General features: G+C 63.4%; 17 protein-coding genes and 9 tRNA genes. 4 read left to right on the top strand and 22 right to left on the bottom strand.

What is annotated here, in order from left to right:
* Positions 1–156: 156 nt before the first annotated feature.
* Positions 157–247, bottom strand: a tRNA-Ser gene (locus tag GGR61_RS17965).
* Positions 248–443: 196 nt separating this feature from the next.
* Here GGR61_RS17965 and GGR61_RS17960 point away from each other — a divergent pair.
* On the top strand, positions 444–1148 hold the full coding sequence (locus GGR61_RS17960) for a PP2C family serine/threonine-protein phosphatase (protein WP_184623061.1): 705 nt from the start codon (positions 444–446) through the stop codon (positions 1146–1148).
* Between the two features lie 235 nt (positions 1149–1383).
* Here GGR61_RS17960 and dnaQ read toward each other — a convergent pair whose 3' ends face one another.
* Genes dnaQ through GGR61_RS17945 form a run of 3 tightly spaced genes read right to left on the bottom strand, consistent with a single transcriptional unit; the run spans position 1384 to position 3275 of the window.
* Positions 1384–2118 carry a DNA polymerase III subunit epsilon gene (dnaQ, locus tag GGR61_RS17955; RefSeq protein ID WP_184623059.1) on the bottom strand — a complete coding sequence of 245 codons (735 nt, stop codon included), beginning with the start codon at positions 2116–2118 and terminating at the stop codon, positions 1384–1386.
* A 19-nt stretch (positions 2119–2137) separates the two neighbouring features.
* Positions 2138–2590, bottom strand: a complete 453-nt coding sequence (gene rnhA, locus GGR61_RS17950) for a ribonuclease HI (RefSeq protein ID WP_184406911.1) — start codon at positions 2588–2590, stop codon at positions 2138–2140.
* Between the two features lie 28 nt (positions 2591–2618).
* Positions 2619–3275: a hypothetical protein gene (locus GGR61_RS17945; protein WP_184623057.1), complete on the bottom strand. Its 657-nt coding sequence runs from the start codon at positions 3273–3275 to the stop codon at positions 2619–2621.
* Positions 3276–3287: 12 nt separating this feature from the next.
* On the opposite strand from GGR61_RS17945, the gene gloB reads away from it, so the two are divergent.
* Positions 3288–4055, top strand: coding sequence for a hydroxyacylglutathione hydrolase (gloB, locus tag GGR61_RS17940; protein WP_184623055.1), 768 nt, complete (start codon positions 3288–3290; stop codon positions 4053–4055).
* Complete coding sequence (locus GGR61_RS17935) at positions 4052–5227, top strand: lytic transglycosylase domain-containing protein (protein ID WP_184623053.1); 1176 nt, start codon at positions 4052–4054, stop codon at positions 5225–5227. The genes gloB and GGR61_RS17935 overlap by 4 nt, the downstream gene beginning before the upstream one ends.
* A 600-nt stretch (positions 5228–5827) precedes the next feature.
* Here the strand turns inward: GGR61_RS17935 and GGR61_RS17930 are convergent.
* The 15 genes from GGR61_RS17930 to GGR61_RS17860 form a co-directional block, all read right to left on the bottom strand.
* Positions 5828–7798: a peptidyl-prolyl cis-trans isomerase gene (locus tag GGR61_RS17930; RefSeq protein WP_184406907.1), complete on the bottom strand. Its 1971-nt coding sequence runs from the start codon at positions 7796–7798 to the stop codon at positions 5828–5830.
* A gap of 164 nt (positions 7799–7962) precedes the next feature.
* Positions 7963–8039: transfer RNA gene (locus GGR61_RS17925), tRNA-Asp, on the bottom strand.
* A 90-nt stretch (positions 8040–8129) separates the two neighbouring features.
* A tRNA-Asp gene (locus GGR61_RS17920) sits at positions 8130–8206 on the bottom strand.
* A 28-nt stretch (positions 8207–8234) separates the two neighbouring features.
* Positions 8235–8309, bottom strand: a tRNA-Val gene (locus tag GGR61_RS17915).
* 11 nt (positions 8310–8320) lie between these two features.
* A complete protein-coding gene (locus tag GGR61_RS17910; RefSeq protein ID WP_024938423.1) occupies positions 8321–8593 on the bottom strand; it encodes an HU family DNA-binding protein in 273 nt (90 codons plus the stop codon).
* Positions 8594–8807: 214 nt separating this feature from the next.
* Positions 8808–11279, bottom strand: coding sequence for an endopeptidase La (lon, locus tag GGR61_RS17905; RefSeq protein ID WP_184406906.1), 2472 nt, complete (start codon positions 11277–11279; stop codon positions 8808–8810).
* A 144-nt stretch (positions 11280–11423) separates the two neighbouring features.
* Positions 11424–12710 (bottom strand): ATP-dependent Clp protease ATP-binding subunit ClpX, encoded by a 1287-nt coding sequence (clpX, locus tag GGR61_RS17900; protein ID WP_055845975.1) that lies wholly within the window; start codon positions 12708–12710, stop codon positions 11424–11426.
* Between the two features lie 125 nt (positions 12711–12835).
* Positions 12836–13462, bottom strand: coding sequence for an ATP-dependent Clp endopeptidase proteolytic subunit ClpP (gene clpP, locus GGR61_RS17895; RefSeq protein ID WP_002806026.1), 627 nt, complete (start codon positions 13460–13462; stop codon positions 12836–12838).
* Between the two features lie 95 nt (positions 13463–13557).
* Positions 13558–14850 (bottom strand): trigger factor, encoded by a 1293-nt coding sequence (tig, locus tag GGR61_RS17890; RefSeq protein WP_184623051.1) that lies wholly within the window; start codon positions 14848–14850, stop codon positions 13558–13560.
* A gap of 204 nt (positions 14851–15054) precedes the next feature.
* Positions 15055–15139, bottom strand: a tRNA-Leu gene (locus GGR61_RS17885).
* Positions 15140–15572: 433 nt separating this feature from the next.
* Positions 15573–16019: a hypothetical protein gene (locus GGR61_RS17880; RefSeq protein ID WP_326520641.1), complete on the bottom strand. Its 447-nt coding sequence runs from the start codon at positions 16017–16019 to the stop codon at positions 15573–15575.
* A 207-nt stretch (positions 16020–16226) separates the two neighbouring features.
* Positions 16227–16302: transfer RNA gene (locus tag GGR61_RS17875), tRNA-Lys, on the bottom strand.
* An 83-nt stretch (positions 16303–16385) separates the two neighbouring features.
* A tRNA-His gene (locus GGR61_RS17870) sits at positions 16386–16462 on the bottom strand.
* Between the two features lie 32 nt (positions 16463–16494).
* Positions 16495–16571, bottom strand: a tRNA-Arg gene (locus tag GGR61_RS17865).
* A 43-nt stretch (positions 16572–16614) separates the two neighbouring features.
* Positions 16615–16691 (bottom strand) — tRNA-Pro (locus GGR61_RS17860).
* Positions 16692–16843: 152 nt separating this feature from the next.
* Between GGR61_RS17860 and GGR61_RS17855 the strand changes: the two genes are divergently transcribed.
* Positions 16844–17605, top strand: a complete 762-nt coding sequence (locus tag GGR61_RS17855; RefSeq protein ID WP_184623049.1) for a Bax inhibitor-1/YccA family protein — start codon at positions 16844–16846, stop codon at positions 17603–17605.
* 121 nt (positions 17606–17726) lie between these two features.
* Here the strand turns inward: GGR61_RS17855 and GGR61_RS17850 are convergent, their stop codons facing one another.
* The 3 genes from GGR61_RS17850 to grxC form a co-directional block, all read right to left on the bottom strand.
* Complete coding sequence (locus tag GGR61_RS17850) at positions 17727–18734, bottom strand: isocitrate dehydrogenase (RefSeq protein ID WP_184406903.1); 1008 nt, start codon at positions 18732–18734, stop codon at positions 17727–17729.
* A 395-nt stretch (positions 18735–19129) separates the two neighbouring features.
* Positions 19130–19525, bottom strand: coding sequence for a carboxymuconolactone decarboxylase family protein (locus tag GGR61_RS17845; RefSeq protein WP_184623047.1), 396 nt, complete (start codon positions 19523–19525; stop codon positions 19130–19132).
* A complete protein-coding gene (gene grxC, locus GGR61_RS17840) occupies positions 19522–19827 on the bottom strand; it encodes a glutaredoxin 3 (RefSeq protein ID WP_184406901.1) in 306 nt (101 codons plus the stop codon). Before grxC ends, GGR61_RS17845 begins: the two co-directional genes overlap by 4 nt.
* Positions 19828–20022: the final 195 nt, after the last annotated feature.

The raw sequence follows: 20022 nt of genomic DNA, 5'->3' as shown, positions 1-20022 counted from the left end.
GCGGAGAGGGGGGGATTCACTCGGCACTGACGTGCCTTCGCCCTACGGGCGGCTTCGCCGTGCAGACAGCTGCGCTGTCTGTCGAACCCGGGGCTTCTCACCCCCCAATGCCGCCGGCGAAACACACGCGGCACTGACACAACCGTCGCCTCAATCTGGCGGAGAGGGGGGGATTCGAACCCCCGAGGCGCTACAAACGCCTGCCTGATTTCGAGTCAGGTACATTCAACCGCTCTGCCACCTCTCCAGATGGTCCCCAGTGTCCTGGGGCCGTGCATCATACGGGCACGGACGCCAAGCCACAAGCGGCCCGGGCCAGCGCTGCCGGCGCAATCGATGGGCCGGGCGTGAACCTGCACTGCGATGTCCGCCAACGGTGTGTTGCTGCTGGCCGGCCGCGCCGCGATGATGGTGACGCACCTCTCCCTTTGGCGACCCGCCCCATGCTCGAATTCGGACACCTCACCCACGTCGGCCTGCGCCGTGACCTCAATGAGGACACGTACTACGGCGATAGCGAGCTGGGGCTGTGGCTGGTGGCCGACGGCATGGGCGGGCATGCCTGCGGCGAAGTGGCCAGCGCACTGGCACGCGAAACCATCGTGCGCGAAGTCCGCGCAGGCACCCCACTTGCCCAGGCGGTGCGCATCGCCGACGAAGAGATCATCAAGACCTCGCGCCGCAGCAACGACACCTTGCCGATGGGCACCACCGTGGTCGCCGCACGCGTGCTGGGTCAACGCTTTGAAGTGGCCTGGGTCGGCGACAGCCGCGCCTATCTCTGGCGCGACGGACGGCTGGCCCAGCTAAGCCAGGACCACAGCTATGTGCAGGAACTCATCGCCCAGGGCACGCTCACCAGCGAGCAGGCGCGCGCGCATCCCCATCGCAATGTGGTGACCCAGGCACTGGGCGTGACCGATCCGGTCCACCTCAATGTCGCCACCATGCAGGGCGAACTGAAATCCGGCATGCAGTTGCTGTTGTGCAGCGACGGCCTGACCGAAGAGGTGGACGATGCCGCGATCGCCGCAACCTTGTCGCAAGCCGATTGCAGCGCGCAGGAGTGTGTCGAATGCCTGGTCGCCGCCGCACTGGACGGTGGCGGCTCGGACAACATCACCGCGATTCTGGTGCGCAGTTACTGACGATCGAAACGCAGGCGCTCAGCACCAGGCGGGCGTGGTCATCGTGGGTTCGAGCGTGGACTGCGCGCATTGCCGGTTTTTACTCAGCACACGCACCCGCTCGCCACGTTTGGTTGCTGCTTGCCGCCAGCGCTCGGCGCATCGACGCAGACGCCCGCAAGACTCAGGGCAATGCACGACACACGCAGATTGCCTGCGCGTGTCGCGCCTGGAGACGACGTTCTACATCACCGCTCTATTGCGCGACGGCCGCTTCTTCGACCGGCTCGTCCCACAACGCGCGGCCGGCCTTTTTGCGCAAATGCGTCAGACGCGCCTCGTGCGCCTGCGACTCCGACGCCGTCACCACAACGCGCGGACGTGGCAACAGCAGTGCCGGGTCGAACGCGATCATGCCGCCGGCGTTGTCGGTATTGCGCCCAGCATCGGCGCTGGCAAATCCGATTTCTTCCTGGCCAGAGGTCAGCGCGATATACACATCGGCCAGGATCTGCGCATCGAGCAAGGCGCCATGCAACTGGCGGTGCGAATTGTCCACGCCCAAGCGCTTGCACAAGGCGTCCAACGAATTGCGCTGCCCCGGATAACGCTCGCGCGCCATCATCAAGGTATCCACCACCGTGGCGCGATCGACGATGCGCCCGTAGTTGTCGCCCAGCAGCGACAGCTCGTTGTCCAGGAATCCCAGATCGAACGCGGCGTTATGGATGATCAGCTCCGCGCCGTCGATGTAGGCCAGGAACTCCTCGACCACCTCGGCGAACAGCGGCTTGTCGGCCAGAAATTCCAGGGTCAGCCCGGTCACTTCCTGCGCGCCTGGTTCGAAGTCGCAATCCGGCTTCAGATAGCGATGGAAGTTGTTGCCGCTGGGGCGCCGCTCCAGCAGCTCCACCGCACCGATTTCGACGACGCGGTTGCCCTTGCGCCATTCCAGGCCGGTGGTTTCGGTATCGAGAATGATCTGACGCATGAATCCTCTTGCTTGTTGCTTACGATGTTGCGATGCCAGCGCGCTGGGCGATGGCTTGATCGCGGGCAAGCACGTCGACGCGCTCGTTGTCCGGGTCGCCATTGTGGCCTTTCACCCAACGCCAATCGATGCTGTGACGCTGCGTGGCCGCATGCAGCCGCTCCCACAGTTCACGGTTCTTGACCGGATCGCCGCCGGAGGTTTTCCAGCCGCGCCGCACCCAGCCGGACATCCACTCGGTGATGCCCTGGCGCACGTACTGCGAGTCGGTGTGCAACACGATCTGGCACGGCTCGGTCAGCGTCTCCAGCGCCATGATCGCCGCCATCAACTCCATGCGGTTGTTGGTCGAATTGGCTTCACCACCGGCCAATTCCTTCTCACGGCCGTTGTAACGCAGCAAGGCCGCCCAACCGCCCGGCCCGGGATTGCCGAGGCAGGAGCCGTCGGTATGCACTTCAATTGATTTCATCAGCTTCCATTGTTGCAACGTGGACAGGTCAGATCGTGGCCACCGGCTGCGGCCAGCGCGACGGCATCGCGATCGGGGTCGGCGCAATCGGTGTCGCAGCGCGCTTTTCCACTTCCAGTAAATACACCGCGCGCCAGGGCGCACGGCCAGGGGGATCGGAGCCGTGCCCGGCGCGCCAGATTGGCCCCAGATAGCGCTCGGCCTCCACGCATTGCAGGCCGGCGCGTTGTGCCAGCGAGCGCCAGCGATCCGGACGCATCGCCACCGGGCCGCGTCGTGCCCAGTGAAAACGGTACGGGCTCAGCGGGTTGAGCGTAAACAGCCACAAGCGGCCGCCCGGCATCAGCAAGCGCTCGCACTCGGCCAGGAACTCCGCCGCGCCGCCGACCACGGCATGCTGCACCACGATCGCCTGCAGGCTCTCGGTGGGCAGCGGGAACGGCATCGCGCAGCGCGCATCGCCGCCAAAGCGCCCGGCACTGCGATACAGCCGCAGACCGCGTCCCTGCAATGCATCGCGGGCGGGCAATTCCGTATTGGGAGTCAGCCACAACCAGGGCTGCGACGGACGCGTCTGTAATGCCGAGAACGCCAGCCGGCGCTCTGATTGGAGCAGGCTTCGCCCCACATCCGTATCAAACCAGGATGAGACACCAGCTTGACGGGAGAATGGCGTGGCAGGCATGGTCCCAATTCTATGCGACTGACCGCCCTGCCCGCATTCGACGACAACTACATCTGGGCGCTGGTCGCCACGGATGGCCGCGCAATCATCGTGGACCCCGGTCAGGCCGAGCCGGTGATCGCTGCCGCAGAACATGCCGGATTCACTCCCAGCGCGATCCTGCTGACCCATCACCATGCCGACCACATCGGCGGCGTGGCGGCGCTGCAGCACCGCTGGCCGGCTCTGGAGCTGTTCGGTCCCGCCGACGAACGCATGCCCACCGACACCCGTCAGCTTGGCCAGGGCGACCATCTGAGCCTGCTCGGGAGCGATGTGGAGGTCTTGGAGGTTCCGGGCCACACCCGCAGCCATATCGCCTTCGTCGCCGACGGGCATGTGTTCAGCGGCGATACCCTGTTCAGCCTAGGCTGTGGACGGATGTTCGAAGGTACCGCTCCTCAGATGTTCGACTCGTTGCAGCGCCTGGCTTGCCTGCCCGGCGAAACGCTCGTGTGTTGCGGCCACGAATACACGCTGGCCAATGCGGCCTTCGCGCTGCATGTCGATCCCACCAACGCTGCCTTGCAGCGCCGTCAACAGGAAGCCCAGGCCATGCGTCATGCAGCCCGTCCTACCCTGCCGATTTCGCTCAAGAGTGAACTGGCCACCAATCCGTTCTTACGCACCAGCAGTCCCGAAATCCGCGCCGCAGTGGCATCCCGCGCAACCGGCACACTGTCTTCCGAAGTAGATGTTTTCGCCGAACTTAGGCGCTGGAAAGACGAATTTCGCGCATGAGGCGCCTGCTTCTAGCAGTGCTGGCCGCCTCGGCCGCCATCGCACCTGCAGCAGCCGCATCGTCCAACGACGCCAGCCGCCTCACACCCGCCGACAGCTCGATCGCGCGCACCGCGGCACCCAGCGTGCGCAATGGTCAGGATATTTTTTCCGCATTTCTGGATGGCCGCGCCGATCCGGGTTGCGACAGCGAACACAGCGACGCGCGTTGGGAACAGCATTTCTCACGCGCACCGGCCCGGCTGGCCGACGATGCGCAGGATGTCCTGCCGCTGTTCGGCTACGTGGTCGACGAGCTGCGCGAAGCCGATATGCCGACCGAATTTGCACTGATTCCGTTTGTCGAAAGCGGCTATCGCCCGGGCGCACGCAATGGCAGTGGCCCGGCAGGCTTGTGGCAGTTCATTGCCACTACCGCACGCAATCACCATGTCCCGGTCGGGGCGCAATACGACGGCCGCCTCTCGGCGGTTGATTCCACCACGGCAGCGGTGCGCTACCTCAAGACCCTCTACGGCATGTTCGGCGGCGACTGGCGACTGGCCCTGATGGCGTACAACGCTGGCGAGTATCGCGTACTGCAAGCAATGCGCACCGCCGGGATGAACGCGCAGAACGCCCGCCCGTCCGAGTTGCCGGGCATGTCCAAGGTCACCTACGAATACGTCGAAAAGCTGCATGCGCTGGCCTGTGTTCTCGACCATGCGCAGCAGAAGGGCAACCTGCTGACCTCGCTGGATCGCCCGGTTCCGGTGCTGACCGAACACGCGCTGCCGGCCGGCACCAGCCTCAACGCCTGGGCCGGACAGCGCGCGATCGAGCCGCAGCTGCTTGCCCGCCTCAATCCCGCCCTGGCCAGCGCACGCGCCGCGCCGCGTGGCGTGCATGTACTCGCTCCGGTCGCACCGGCCCTACCAGGCTCGGCCAGTGAACTGGTGGCATCGAGCAATGCGGAAAGGATGCCCGATAACAGCGATAGCGCTCCCACCGTGGTTGCCAAGGCATCGAACGCCAAGCCGCGCACGACGCATACGGTTCGCAGCGGCGAATCCGCCTGGGCCATCGCACGCCGCTACGGCATCACCGTTGCCACGCTGCTTGCCAACAATGGGCTGGACAAGCGCGCCGTATTGAAGCCCGGCATGGTGCTGTCGTTCGACGACACGCCTTAACGCGCGGCGCGACTGGCGCGTCGTGCGTCCGCACTGGCATCAGGCCTGCCGTCCGTAATCACGTTTTGCCGCGTTCACGCTTCGGCCTCTTCGCGGTCTGCGCAGATCCGCCTGAGCAAGTCAGAGCGTGACGAGCAATGGCCACATGGTTCATCGCAGCGTCGCTGGCTGCGCAATGGCCGAGGCGATCGGCCCACCGTCGGGTCCACTGACATCAGCCATGAGCTGCGCCAGCTGCGATATGCAAGCAATCCCCGGCAGACCGTGTGCGATGCGGTGAACTGACTCGCACGGCCGTTCATTAGGACGTGCACCCTACGGGCATTCACACCGGTTCTCGACCCGTCTAGCGCCTCTCAATAGCGTCGTGAACGATACGTAGCCCGCACCCCCATTCGCCCATCCGCTATCCACAAAATCCCCAGACAAGCCCGTCTCAGTACCCGGCATCGCCTGTCATCGCGCTAAGTGAGCGCCCACCAGCACGCAGCCACAAGCCAGCGGTCGGGCTGCTCACGACAGGTCGGCCAGTGACACACCGTCATCCAAAGAAAAAGCCCGGTCACCCGGGCTTTTTCTTTTACCAGTCGCTGCGCGATATCACAGCTGCGCTTCTTCGATCTGGATCTTGTAGCGCTTGCGCATTTCCTTGACGTACGCCTGCGCCGCATTGTTGCCGTCGATCTGGCTCAACTGCTCGCGCAGCATCGTCTGCTGCTCGGCCGGCATCTGCTTCAGATCGCCCGGCGTGGCCTTGCTGACCACGAAGACCGCAAAGCGCCCACCATCGAGTTCCACCTTGCCCACCGATGGCTTGCCTTCGCTCGGACGCGGCGCGCTGAAGATCGCGCGGTTCGCCGCCGGGGTCGGAATCGGCGCCGTACGCGGCAGGCCCGGAATCGGCTGCACCTGCAGCTTTTCGCTGGCCGCCAGTGCCTGCAAGGTCTCGCCCTTCTGCACACGTGCCAACAGTGCATCGGCAGCCGCTGCGGCAGCCTTTTCGGTGCGATCCGCATGAATCGCCGCGATCACCTTGTCGCGCACCTTGTCCAACGGCAAGGCCTGCTCGGCGGTGTGATTGGTCACGCGTAACACCACACTATGATTCGGCGCGATGGTGATCGGGTCGCTCACCGTGCCGTCTTGCACCAGCGTCTCGGAGAATGCCGAACGCAGTACCGCAGGATTGGCCGCAATGCCGCTGGCATCGGCGCGCGAGAACGGGCCCAGCGTCTGCACCGGCAGGCCGACCTGCTTTGCCGCCGGCTCCAGCGCGGTGGGATTCTTGTAGACCTGATCCACCAGCTTGCCGCTCACATCCGCATACGCCTTGTCGGCATCGGCCTTGAGCTGCTCGGCGGCGAGTTGGTCGCGCACTTGCTCGAAGGACTTGCCCTGCCCACCCTTGACCTCGCGCAACTGGATCACGTGGTAGCCGAACTCGCTCTTGATCGGGCCGACCACCTCGCCAGCCTTCATCGAGAACAGTGCGTCTTCGAACGGCTTGACCATCGTGCCCTTCTCGACCCAGCCCAGGTCGCCACCGGCGCCCTTGGAACCGGGATCCTGCGAATTGGCTTTGGCCAACGCGGCAAAATCGGCGCCCGGTAGCTTGGCCTCCGCAGCCAATTTGGCGGCCTTGGCTTCGGCGGCCTTTTGCGCAGCGGCATCGCTACCAGCGCTGATCAGGATATGCGATGCCAGACGCTGATCCGGCTCGACAAAGCGCGCCTTCTCTTCGTCATAGCGCTTGCGCAACGTGGCTTCATCGGCAGCGGTTGCCGGCGGCATCTTGGCGGCGTTGAGCTCGACATACTCGATCGTCACCGTCTCCGGCTGACGAAAATCCTGTGCATGCCCCTCGTACCACTGCTTGACCTGCGTATCGCTGACCGGCGCGGTGTCGGCAGCCGGCGCCGGCAACATCGCCAACTCCACATCGCGCGTTTCGCCCATCAGCTTGAGCAGGCGTTCGAACTCGGTCTTGGTCGCAAAACCCGACTCGGCAATCGCCTGCGGAATCACCGACTGCTGCAGGCTGTCGCGCACCAACGCGTCGAACTGCGCCGGTGTACGCGGAGGCGTGCCCTGCGCGAGCGCGGCGCGGTACTGGTCGGGGCTGAACTTGCCATCGACCTGAAACGCCTGAATGCCGGTGATGTAATCGCGCACCGTTGCATCGCCGATCACGATGCCGGCATCTTCCGCACCCAGGCGTACGACCTGCTCGTCGACCAGCTGATCGAGCACCTGCAGCTTGTTTTCGCGCGATTCGAAGCTGCGCGGATCGAAATTTTCGCCCTGGCGCTGACGCTCCTGCATACGCGCCTGCTCGAAGCGCGTGCGGAAATCCTGCGTGCTGATTTCATGGTGCTGCCACAGCAGCGAAACCGGCCACCACGATGGTGCCGATTTCCACCACGTCGGTGGCGCCTGCACCTTGGCCACGTTGTTGGCGCCAATGCCGCCGAGGTAGCTGTTGTCGATGACGAACAGGAACGGAATCATCAGCAACCCCAGGATGGCGGTAGCGATCCAGCCTGACGTCTTGTCGCGAAGTTTCTGCAGCATTGGCAAATCACGGCCTGTGGGCGAGCCGCGCAGTGTAACGCGCTTGACGCCGGGCACCCAGCCCAATGCCACACGGCACCGAATCGCAATGTAATTTGCGGCCACTAGTGCGAACATCGCCCACAAAAAAGCCCCCGGCACGAGACCGAGGGCTTTGGTAGAACTGGCGGAGCGGACGGGACTCGAACCCGCGACCTCCGGCGTGACAGGCCAGCATTCTAACCAGCTGAACTACCGCTCCGCTTTAAACTTGGACTTTCCTTCTCCACTGCAAGTGCAAATGCGGTGGAGAAAACAAAGCCCCCAATTGCTCAGGGGCTTTGTGTGTAACTGGCGGAGCGGACGGGACTCGAACCCGCGACCTCCGGCGTGACAGGCCAGCATTCTAACCAGCTGAACTACCGCTCCGCGCTTGAAACGTTTGCCTGGTGCTTAATGGTGGGTGCTGAGGGTTTCGAACCCCCGACCCTCTCCGTGTAAGGGAGACGCTCTACCGCTGAGCTAAGCACCCTAGCGAGTCGATTAGTTTACTGCATCCTTCAGGGCTTTACCAGCCTTGAATGCAGGATTCTTCGAAGCAGCGATCTTGATGCTGTCGCCGGTCTTCGGATTGCGGCCGGTACGCTCAGCGCGCGCACGGACCTGGAAGGTGCCAAAGCCAACGAGGGTGACGGCATCGCCCTTCTTCAGCGCCTTGGTGATTTCGCTCACAACCGCGTCAACAGCACGGCCGGCCTCAGCCTTGGAGATGTCAGCGGCAGCGGCAACGCCATCGATCAATTCGGTTTTATTCATTCTTGAAACTCCCTTTGCGGCAGATGCCGCGGAATCGACAATCGGCGCTCTTGCCGTTAGCGAAGAACCCGACACAAGTGGTATCGCATGACGCATCACAATTTGCCGCGCCCACGAGTCGTGCATTTATACCAGCGCCCCCAACCGCACGCAAGCCAAAACCCAATAACGACGCGGGTTTTGGCTTGTTTTGCCTGGGTTTAGACAAGGCGATTCAGTGCTTGACGCGGGTACCCGGGGTAGTGCGTGACTTGCCGCGCACGGCAACGCGCGAGGCGGTCTTGCGGGCCTTTTCCTTGCCCGCCTTCTTCGGCGCCAACGGACGCTCCAGCGCAAGATCCAGCACTTCATCGATCCATTTGACCGGGACGATCTTCAGGTCGCGCGTCACGTTGGCGGGAATGTCGGCAAGATCCTTGCGGTTCTCGTCGGGGATCAACACGGTGCGGATGCCGCCGCGCAACGCAGCCAGCAATTTCTCCTTCAACCCGCCGATGGCCGAGACGCGACCACGCAAGGTGATCTCGCCAGTCATCGCCACATCGGCGCGGATCGGCACCTTGGTCAACACCGACACCAGCGAGGTCACCATCGCGATACCGGCGCTCGGGCCATCCTTCGGCGTCGCACCATCGGGCACGTGCACATGCACGTCCTGTTTCTGCAGGAAATCCACATCGATGCCCAGTCGCTCGGCGCGCGAACGCACCACCGACAATGCCGCCGATGCCGATTCCTTCATGACGTTGCCGAGCTGACCGGTGAGGATCAGATTGCCCTTGCCCGGCACCAGCGTGGACTCGACCTGCAGCAACTCGCCACCGACCTCGGTCCAGGCCAGACCGGTGACCAGACCGATTTCGTTTTCTTCCTCGGCGCGACCGAAGTCGAAGCGACGCACGCCCAGGTACTTGTCCAGATTCTTCGAACCGACGGTCACCAATGCCTTGGGCTTGACCTTCCTGGCGACCACCTTCTTTGCAACCGGCTGCGGGCCGGCAAGCGCGATTTCCTTGACCACCTTGCGGCAGATCTTGGCGATCTCGCGCTCGAGGTTACGCACGCCCGATTCACGCGTGTAGTAACGCACGATGTCCTGGATGGCATCGCTGCCGATCTCGATTTCCTCCGGCTTCAAACCGTTGGCCTTGATCTGCTTGGGCACCAGGTAACGCATGGCGATGTTGAGCTTCTCGTCCTCGGTGTAACCGGGGATGCGGATGACTTCCATGCGGTCCAGCAACGGGCCCGGGATGTTGAGCGAGTTGGAGGTGGCGACGAACATCACCTCCGACAGGTCCAGGTCCACTTCCAGGTAATGGTCGTTGAAGGAGTTGTTCTGCTCGGGATCGAGCACTTCCAGCAATGCCGACGACGGGTCGCCGCGGAAGTCCATCGACATCTTGTCGATCTCGTCCAGCAGGAACAGCGGATTCTTGCTGCCGACCTTATTGAGGTTCTGCACCAGACGACCCGGCATCGACCCGACGTAGGTCCGGCGATGGCCGCGGATCTCGGCCTCGTCGCGGATGCCGCCCAGGCTCATGCGCACGAACTTGCGGTTGGTCGCCTTGGCGATCGACTGACCGAGCGAGGTCTTGCCCACGCCGGGCGGGCCGACCAGGCACAGGATCGGCCCCTTCATCTGCTTCACGCGCGACTGCACTGCCAAGTACTCAAGGATGCGCTCCTTGACCTTGTCCAGGCCGTAGTGATCGGCATCCAGCGTGTCCTCTGCGGCCTTGAGATCCTTGCGGACCTTGGTGCGCTTCTTCCACGGCACGCCCAACAGCCAGTCCAGATAGTTACGCACCACTGCGGCTTCGGCAGACATCGGCGACATCTGCTTGAGCTTGTTGAGCTCGGCCTTGGCCTTGGTCTCGACTGGCTTGGGCATGCCGGCCTCGGCGATCTTGCGCGCCAGTTCTTCCAGCTCGCCCGGCGCGTCGTCCAGATCGCCCAGCTCCTTCTGGATCGCCTTCATCTGTTCGTTGAGGTAGTACTCGCGCTGGCTCTTCTCCATCTGCGACTTGACGCGGCCGCGGATGCGCTTTTCCAGCTGCTGCACGTCGATCTCGCCGTCCACCAGACCCACCAGCAGTTCCAGCCGCTCGCCGATCTCGGTGATTTCCAACAGGCGCTGCTTGTCGGCCAGACGCACGCCGATGTGCGCGGCGATGGTATCGGCCAGACGGCCTGGCTCGTCGATGCCGGCCAGGGTCTGCAACAACTCCGGCGGCAGCTTGCGATTGGTCTTGACGTACTGCTCGAACAGCGACATCAGCGAGCGGGCGATCGCTTCCACCTCGCGCGGCTCGCGCGCGTCGCTGGCTTCGACCTCGACACCCTGGCCCTGCAGCGCGCCATCGAGCTCGACGACCTTGTCCACGGTGACCCGCGACAACCCTTCGACCAGCACCTTGATGGTGCCATCGGGCAGTTTGAGCAGCTGCAGCACCTGCGCCAGCGTACCGACGGTATACAGATCATTGGCGGCCGGGTCGTCGGTCTCGGCCGACTTCTGCGCCACCAGCAGGATGCGCTTGTCCGCCTCCATGGCCTTTTCCAGCGCACGCATCGACTTGTCACGGCCGACGAACAGCGGAATCACCATGTGCGGAAACACCACCACGTCGCGCAGCGGCAACACCGGCAGATCAAGAACTTCTGGTTGGGACTGGGCCATGGGGCGCTCCGCAGGAATGGGGATTTTGAGGCGTAAAAAAAGCCGATGGCCCCGTTATGGGGCCATCGGCGAGGTGTTGCAAGTAGCGCTTGGATCCCCTTTAACCGCGAGCCGGGCCGGGGCCTGGCTCCACGGCGACAGGGCTCAGTCGCCGGACGCGGCCTTGGCCGGGGCCGGTTGCGCCTGGTAGATCAGATACGGCTCGGATTTGTGCTCGATGACCGACTCGTCCACCACCACCTTGCTGACGTTTTCCTGCGAGGGCAGCTCATACATCGTATCCAGCAGCACCGATTCGACGATGGTGCGCAGACCACGCGCGCCGGTCTTGCGCTTGAGCGCCTTCTTGGCGATCGCAGACAAGGCGTCCGGGCGGAACTCCAGTTCCACGCCTTCCATATCGAACAGCTTCTTGAACTGCTTGGTGATGGCGTTCTTGGGCTCGGTCAGGATCTTGATCAGCGCCGGCTCGTCGAGTTCCTCAAGCGTGGCGACCACCGGCAGGCGGCCGACGAACTCGGGAATCAGGCCGAACTTGATCAGATCTTCCGGCTCGACCTCGGCCAGGATCTTGCCGACTTCCTGCTTGCGCTCGCTGCTCTTGACCTTCGCACCGAAGCCGATGCCGCCGGCGTCGTTGGAACGCGCCTGGATCACCTTGTCCAGCCCGGCGAACGCGCCGCCACAGATGAACAGGATGTTCTTGGTATCGACCTGCAGGAATTCCTGCTGCGGATGCTTGCGACCGCCCTGCGGCGGCACCGACGCCACCGTGCCTTCGATCAGCTTCAGCAGCGCCTGCTGCACGCCTTCGCCGGACACGTCGCGGGTGATCGACGGGTTCTCGCTCTTGCGCGAGATCTTGTCGATTTCGTCGATATAGACGATGCCCTGCTGGGCCTTTTCGACGTCGTAATCGCACTTCTGCAGCAACTTCTGGATGATGTTTTCCACGTCCTCGCCGACATAGCCGGCTTCGGTCAGCGTGGTGGCATCGGCGATCGTGAACGGCACGTTGAGCAGGCGCGCCAGCGTTTCGGCCAGCAGCGTCTTGCCCGAGCCGGTCGGGCCGACCAGCAGGATATTGGACTTCGCCAGCTCGACTTCGTCGTTCTTGCTACGGCTCTCGATCCGCTTGTAGTGGTTGTACACCGCCACGGCGAGCGTGCGCTTGGCGCGCAACTGCCCGATCACGTATTGATCCAGCACCTCAAGAATCTCGCGCGGCTTGGGCAGGCTGGACCGTGCCGACTGCGCCTTTTCTTCGAGTTCTTCGCGGATGATGTCGTTGCACAGCTCAACGCACTCATCGCAGATGAATACGCTGGGACCGGCAATCAGCTTGCGGACTTCATGCTGACTCTTACCGCAGAACGAGCAGTAGAGAATCTTGTTGCTGTCGCCGGAACGACCTTGGCGGTCTTCGCTCATGCTTCTGTTACCCAGTTACCCCACCCGATGCACGGGGGTTCGATTTCGAGAATAGCACAGGGTCGGGAGGACATTCGCCCAGCCCGACCCTGCCGGTTTTTCCTGCAATTTCAGCGATCTGGCGATCAAGACGGCTGAATCGACTCTTCCGGACGGCGTTCCAGCACCTGATCGACCAGGCCATAGGCCTGCGCGTCGACCGCGCTCTTGAAATTGTCGCGCTCGGTGTCGCGCGCGATCGTCTCCAGCGACTGGCCGGTGTGCTTGGCCAGGATCTCGTTCAGGCGCGAGCGCAGGGTCAGGATCTCGCGCGCGTGGATGTCGATATCGGTCGCCTGGCCCTGGAAGCCGCCCAGCGGCTGATGGATCATCACGCGCGAATTCGGCAGCGCATAACGCTTGCCCGCCGCACCCGAGGCCAGCAGCAGCGCGCCCATCGAGGCGGCTTGGCCGACACAGATGGTGCTCACGTCTGGCTTGATGTACTGCATGGTGTCGTAGATCGCCATGCCGGCCGTGACCACGCCGCCGGGCGAGTTGATGTAGATGCTGATGTCCTTTTCCGGGTTGTCCGCTTCCAGGAACAGCAACTGGGCCACGATGACGTTGGCCATGTGGTCGTCGATCGGACCGACCAGGAAGATCAGACGCTCCTTCAGCAGACGCGAGTAGATGTCATACGCACGCTCGCCGCGGCTGGTCTGTTCGACCACCATCGGCACCAGGTTCAGGGCTTTGGTCACAATGCTCATCAGTCTTCCCGTTGTGGCAGCGGCCTGTGCCGCTGCCCGTGTTCGACATCCACGCCCTCGATCCTGCAGGGCGCAGTCCTTCTCTTGCTACCGCATCAGACGCGAATGGCGTCCTGGAACGACAGCGGCTGCTCGGTGTGCTGGGCGCGCTCGGCGATCCAGTCGATCACCTGCTCTTCCATCACACGGCTCTGCAGTCCATTCATCAGTTGGGGGTCGTTGCGGTACATCTCAATGACCTGTTCCGGCTCTTCGTAGGTCGAGGCGATCAGACGCAGCGTTTCGCTGACGCGCTTGGATTCCAGGCGCAGCTCGTTGCGACGGGCCACTTCGCCGACCAGCAGACCGACCAGCACGCGCTTGGCGGCGGCTTCCATGAAGCCCTGGTGTGCGTCGTCCGGCACCTGGCCAGGGTCGCGACCGCTGCGGCGCATCTGTTCGACCTGCTGGGCCAGCATCGAGCGGGCTTCGTTCTCGACCAGACGCGGCGGCATTTCGACGTGCGCATAGGCGGCGATCAGCTGTTCGCCCACTTCGCGACGCAGGCGATTCATCAGCGCACCCTTGAGCTCGCGCTCCAGGTTGGTGCGGATGTCGGCGCGGAACTGCTCGGCATCGCCACTCTTCACGCCAAAGCTCTTGATGAACTCCTTGTCCACCACCGGCAACACCGGCTCGGACACCTCGACCGCCTTGACGTGCACCTGCACGGTCTTGCCGGCCAGCTGCGGCACGCGCCATTCGGCCGGGAAGTCGACGGTCAGGGTCTTCTCTTGCCCCTTGGTCAGACCTTCCAGACCCTTTTCGATCTGGTCGAACATCACGCCCGAGCCCAGCACGCTGCTGCCGGTTTCCACACCTTCGGCGGGCAGGCGCTCGTCGCCGGCCTGCGACCAGGTCTCCAACGCCACCAGGTCGCCGACCTGCGCGCCGCGCTCGACCGGGTTCCAGGTGCGGCGCTGCAGGCGCAGGTTTTCGATCATCTGGTCGATGTCGGCGTCGGTCACCTCGGCGGTATGACGCACCACCGACAGCTTGGCCACGTCGATATCGCCGAAATCCGGCACCACTTCGAAGGTGGCGACGAAGTCGAAATCGCTTTCGCCCTGATCGATGCGCGGGTTGCCGGCCAGGCGCAGCGAATGCTCGCGCACCGCCGAGTCGAAGGTTTCACGCAGCAAGCCTTCCATCGCCTCGGCCCGCACCTGCTGACCGAAGCGCTGCTCGATGACCTTGGTCGGCACCTTGCCTGGACGGAAGCCCTTGATGCGCGTGGTCCGCGCAAGCTCGCGCAGGCGGCCACCGACGTGGGTCTCCAGGCGCTCCTGCGGCAGGGTGAAGGTCAGGCGGCGTTCCAGATTGCCGGTGGATTCGATCGATGCTTGCATGTTGACTCCTGCCACCGACTGCACAAGCGTCGGCACGAGATGGAAGATGCGGGTTGACGGATGGCGAGAAAGCCGCCGAGCCTTGTAGTTTCGCCGATAACGGCGGCCGCTGCCAGCGAAACGCGCACAGTCGGTGCCGCTTGCCTGGAGATGACCTGGTTTATGAACGTCGCAGCGGCCGGAATATGCACGACCGCAGGGCATTGGTGCGAAAGGGGGGACTCGAACCCCCACGCCTTGCGGCGTCAGAACCTAAATCTGGTGCGTCTACCAATTCCGCCACTTTCGCAATGCCGCGCGTACCGGGGCATTGTTGCAGGGATGCCGGGAAAGAAAAAGCATTGCGAGACAGAGCCAGGCCACCAACGCACATCCACTCCGTCCTGCGCCCGAAACAGCCCGGTGGGATTTTGCGACCGCCAAAGCGCTGCCTTTTCGAGGTGAACCTGTTCACCATCCGATAGATGCGCGCCCCTGCATGGTGCCCCACCAGCGTCAGGCAACTCTTGTATTCGCTAAAATTACGTTAAACCCGACTGCGCGTGGCGCTGCCGCGATGAGGGATCGGCAGATCGCCGCTGTCCCGCGAAAGTTTCAAGAAGATCGACCTCGACGGGCGAATCATGGCGATCAACGCCAACGGCGTAGCGGATCGGGCGCCAGTCATACGGAAGATAGAGAGGTTGCCTTGCACGTACGTGATGCGTCCCTCGTCGCGCCGCTCAACCGGCATCGGCCACTGGAGAAAGCTGCGACCATCCAAGCCAGGCAAGCACCGCGCAGACACCACCTGCCCACAGCCCGAATGGCAACAGGCCCAGAATAAAAGCGCGATCGGACACCATCGACCAGCCACCGATGATCGCCAGCAACAGCACCACCATCCCGCCCGACAACAGCCCACTCAGCGCACCGATGCCGGTGTGGACCAATACGGGGGGCCGACGCCCGCGATACAGCCAAGCGCAGGCTCGCGCGCATATCCATCCGGCAACCGCGCACGCAATCATCGGCAACACCAGTCCATAGGACCAGACGATGATCGACAGCGCAGCCGAGACATCGAGGCGAACCCAGCGCGCCGCGCTCAGCAAGCCGCCGACCGCAGGACCGGCCAGTGCAAAGATGGCCACATGGCCCACGATCGAACGCCGCATTGACTCAGACACATCGCGCCTCATTTGCGCTCACCAGCCGTGGCTGGAGCAGCCAGCCGCAATCACGCTCCCGATGCACAACCCGATGTGCAGGGCTGCCGAAGCATTGAGCGTATCCCCGATGTCGGGCGCAGCGACAGAAGCGTAAATCGCCCCGACGCCCCATCTTTCCAGGCGACAAAAAGAAAAGCACCTAGGCATCGCCTAAGTGCTTTTATTTGGTGGGCCGTCAAGGATTCGAACCTTGGACCTATTGATTAAGAGTCAACTGCTCTACCAACTGAGCTAACGGCCCTGAAACTGGTCGCACATTGTATGTGCATTTTTGCTTCGTTGCAACACCCCGCGATGCATCGGGTCCAACGTTCCAGCAATCAGTGGGGTGGCTGAGGGGACTCGAACCCCCGACATCTGGAATCACAATCCAGTACTCTAACCAGCTGAGCTACAGCCACCACTGAAAACCTACTTCCTACCGTACCGCCGATGGCGCGCCCGACAGGACTCGAACCTGTAACCGCCGGCTTAGAAGGCCGGTGCTCTATCCGGTTGAGCTACGGGCGCCCGGACCGAACTTCGCATTCCCACGCCGTCAAGAGCATCGGAATGGTCGGGGTAGAGGGATTCGAACCCCCGACATCCTGCTCCCAAAGCAGGCGCGCTACCAGACTGCGCTATACCCCGGCGGGACCTTCCGATCCCGAAGGCTCGAAAGGTCGGCTATTTTGGGAACGATTGGCCCTGCTGTCAATCACTGCGTGTCAATTCGCCAATCCGGTATCCTCGCAACACTGCTCGCCAAGTCGGCAGGCATCTATATTTCATGGAGAACACGCATGCGTAGCGGCAATCCTGCCCTTCGGGAATCCACGTTCCTCGACCTTGGCTCCGGCGCGGTGGTCACCCGCGACGGTCAAGCGATGACGCTCAACGGCACTGTCAACAAGACCGGCGCGCTGTTGCTGATGGCGCTTGTCACCGCCGCTTTCGCCTGGAACCAGTCGATCGGCATCGATGGCAAGCCGCTGCCGGTTGCCAGCGTGTACATGATCGGCGGCGCCATCGGCGGCCTGGTGCTGGCGTTTGCCACCATCTTCAAGCCGACCTGGGCACCGGTCAGCGCACCGCTGTACGCGCTGGTGGAGGGGTTTTTCCTCGGTGCGATTTCGGCGGTGTACGAAGCACGTTTCAACGGCATCGTCTTCCAGGCGGTGCTGCTGACGTTCGGCACGCTGTTTGCGTTGCTGTTCGCCTACCGCAGTGGATTGATCAAGGCGACCGAGAACTTCAAGCTCGGCGTGGTTGCCGCCACCGGCGGTATCGCCCTGGTCTATCTGGCCTCGTTCGTGCTGAGCTTCTTCGGCATCAGGGTGCCGATGATCCACGACTCCGGCTGGCTGGGTATCGCCTTCAGCCTGTTCGTGGTGGTGGTCGCTGCATTGAATCTGGTGCTGGACTTCGACTTCATCGAAAGCGGCGTGGAGCACGGCGCGCCCAAGCACATGGAGTGGTACGGCGCGTTTGGCCTGATGGTCACGCTGGTGTGGCTGTATCTGGAGTTCCTGCGTTTGCTGTCCAAGTTGCAGTCGCGCAACTGAGCCGGGAATTGGGGAATCGGGATTGGGGAATCGTAAGAGCCGATTCCCTGCGCATCCTGCGTTTCGAGCAAAAAGAAAGGGCGCCGTTGGGCGCCCTTTCTTTCTTGAGTCGCCGCGTCGCTTAGAGGCGGCTGGCGATGGCTTTCGCAAAGCCCATGGTGTTGCCGGTGCCGCCCAGGTCGGGGGTCAGCGAATCCTTGGCTTCCAAGGTGGCGACGATCGCCTCGCGCAGGCGCTCGGCGTTCTGCGGCTGACCGATGTGGTCCAGCATCTGCGCGGCGCCCAGCAGCAGTGCGCACGGGTTGGCCTTGCCCTGCCCCGCGATGTCCGGCGCCGAGCCGTGCACGGCTTCGAAGATCGCCGCATCGACGCCGATGTTGGCGCCCGGAGCCAGGCCCAGGCCGCCGACCAGACCGGCGCACAGGTCGGAGATGATGTCGCCGAACAGGTTGGTGGTCACGATGATGTCGAACTGTTCCGGACGCATCACCAGCTGCATGCAGGTGTTGTCGACGATCATTTCCTGGAATTCGATTTCCGGGTATTGCGCGGCCACGTCGCGGGCCACCTTCAGGAACAGGCCCGAGGTCGACTTGATGATGTTGGCCTTGTGCACGGCGGTGACCTTCTTGCGGCCGGTGGCGCGCGCCAGGTCGAAGGCATAGCGCACGATGCGCTCGGAGCCCTTGCGGGTGACGCGGGCGCCGGAGATGGCGACTTCGCCATCGGCCGAGACTTCCTGGCCTTCGCTCAGGTAGGCGCCTTCGGTGTTTTCACGCACCGTGATCAGGTCCACGCCATCGGCAAAACGCGACTTGGTGTTGGGGAACGACTTGGCCGGACGCACGTTGGCGTACAGGTCGAACTTGCGACGCATGGCGACATTGATCGAGCTGAAACCCTCGCCCACCGGCGTGGTCAGCGGGCTTTTCAGCGCGACCTTGTTTTTGGTGATCGAGGCCAGGGTGGACTCGGGCAGCAGGTCGCCGTGCTTTTCCAGTGCGACCAGGCCGGCATCGGCGTACTCGTAGGTCAGGCCAGCTTGCAGCGCGTCGAGCACGAACAGCGTGGCATCCATGATCTCCGGGCCAATACCGTCGCCGCGGATGACCGTGATTGTCTGCGTCATAACGTTGGGTTTCCGAACTTGAAGGGGGGAGCGCCAGCCGGAACCCCGGCAGATCGGCGCAAGGAGGTTTCACCGGCAATTATGCCCGATGCCGGTGAAGGCGCCCAAACCGACCTTGGTCTAAGAGCGAGCGCGATGCCCGCTGCGGGAGCCGGTGAAGCGCGATGGCGCAGGATGCCGACGTGCGGCCATCGCACGTCGGCAGACCGAACGCCAACGCAGGCAGATACCGTAGGGACGTATCTGCCCATGCCTGGCCGTCAGAAAACCAGACCACCCAAACGCAACGTGCCGCCTCGAATGGCGGCACGCGCTGTCATGCCTCTAAAGAATCCCGAATCACCAATCCCGACGCGCGCGCGCAGACGTTCCGGCTGTCATCCATCAGCCGCGCGTCAGCCGTGCGCGTGCTGCGCCGGCGCCGGCGCGCCGCCTTCGAGCTGGTCGAGGAAATCCACCGCGCGGCGCAGGTGCGGAATGACGATGGAACCGCCGACCACCAGGCCGACCGAGAAGGTTTCGAAGAATTCCTCGCGGGTCACGCCGGCCTCCTTGCATTGGGCGACGTGATAGCTGATGCAGTCGTCGCAGCGCAGCACCATCGAGGCGACCAGGCCGAGCAGCTCCTTGGTTTTGGCGTCCAGCGCGCCGGCCTGGTAGGTCTGGGTGTCCAGTGCGAAGAAGCGGCGGACCACCCGGTTCGGCTCGGCCAGGATGCGCTGGTTCATGCGCTGGCGGAATTCGGTGAACTCGCGCAGACGATCGTCGGTGTCGTGATCGCCCCCACTCATGCCTGACCGCCCGTGGCGCCGGCCAGCAACGGTTCGAGTTTGCCGGCGCGGTGCATGGCCATCATGTCGTCGTAGCCGCCGACATGCACGTCGCCGACGAAGATCTGCGGCACGCTGGTGCGCTTGGCCAGGGCGACCATCCTGTCGCGCTCGGCCGGGTCCAGGTCGATGCGCACCTCGGTCCAGGTTTGGCCCTTGCTTTTGAGGAAATTCTTGGCCGCCACGCAATACGGGCAGATCGCGGAGGAATACAGGGTGATCTGCGGGCCAGTAGCTGCCTGCACGGTATCGTCTTGGCTCACGGGAAACTCCGTGGTTGGTCTGAAGGTCTGACACATGGTACCGGGCGACTGGAATTTCCATGTCGTCACCGCAACACTGTGGATCATGCCAACTGTCGGACCGTGGCAACCGGGCGTCAGGGTGCGCGGATGGAGGACAGGCGCAGCAGCAAGGGTGGCACCTGGTGCGCGCCCGCCAACTGTAGCGCCCGTCTG

The organism is Xanthomonas sp. 3058, from assembly GCF_014199765.1.
Taxonomy (GTDB): domain Bacteria; phylum Pseudomonadota; class Gammaproteobacteria; order Xanthomonadales; family Xanthomonadaceae; genus Xanthomonas; species Xanthomonas campestris_B.
Note: the sequence above shows the minus strand (reverse complement) of the source record. Positions and strands in the feature narration are given on the sequence as shown.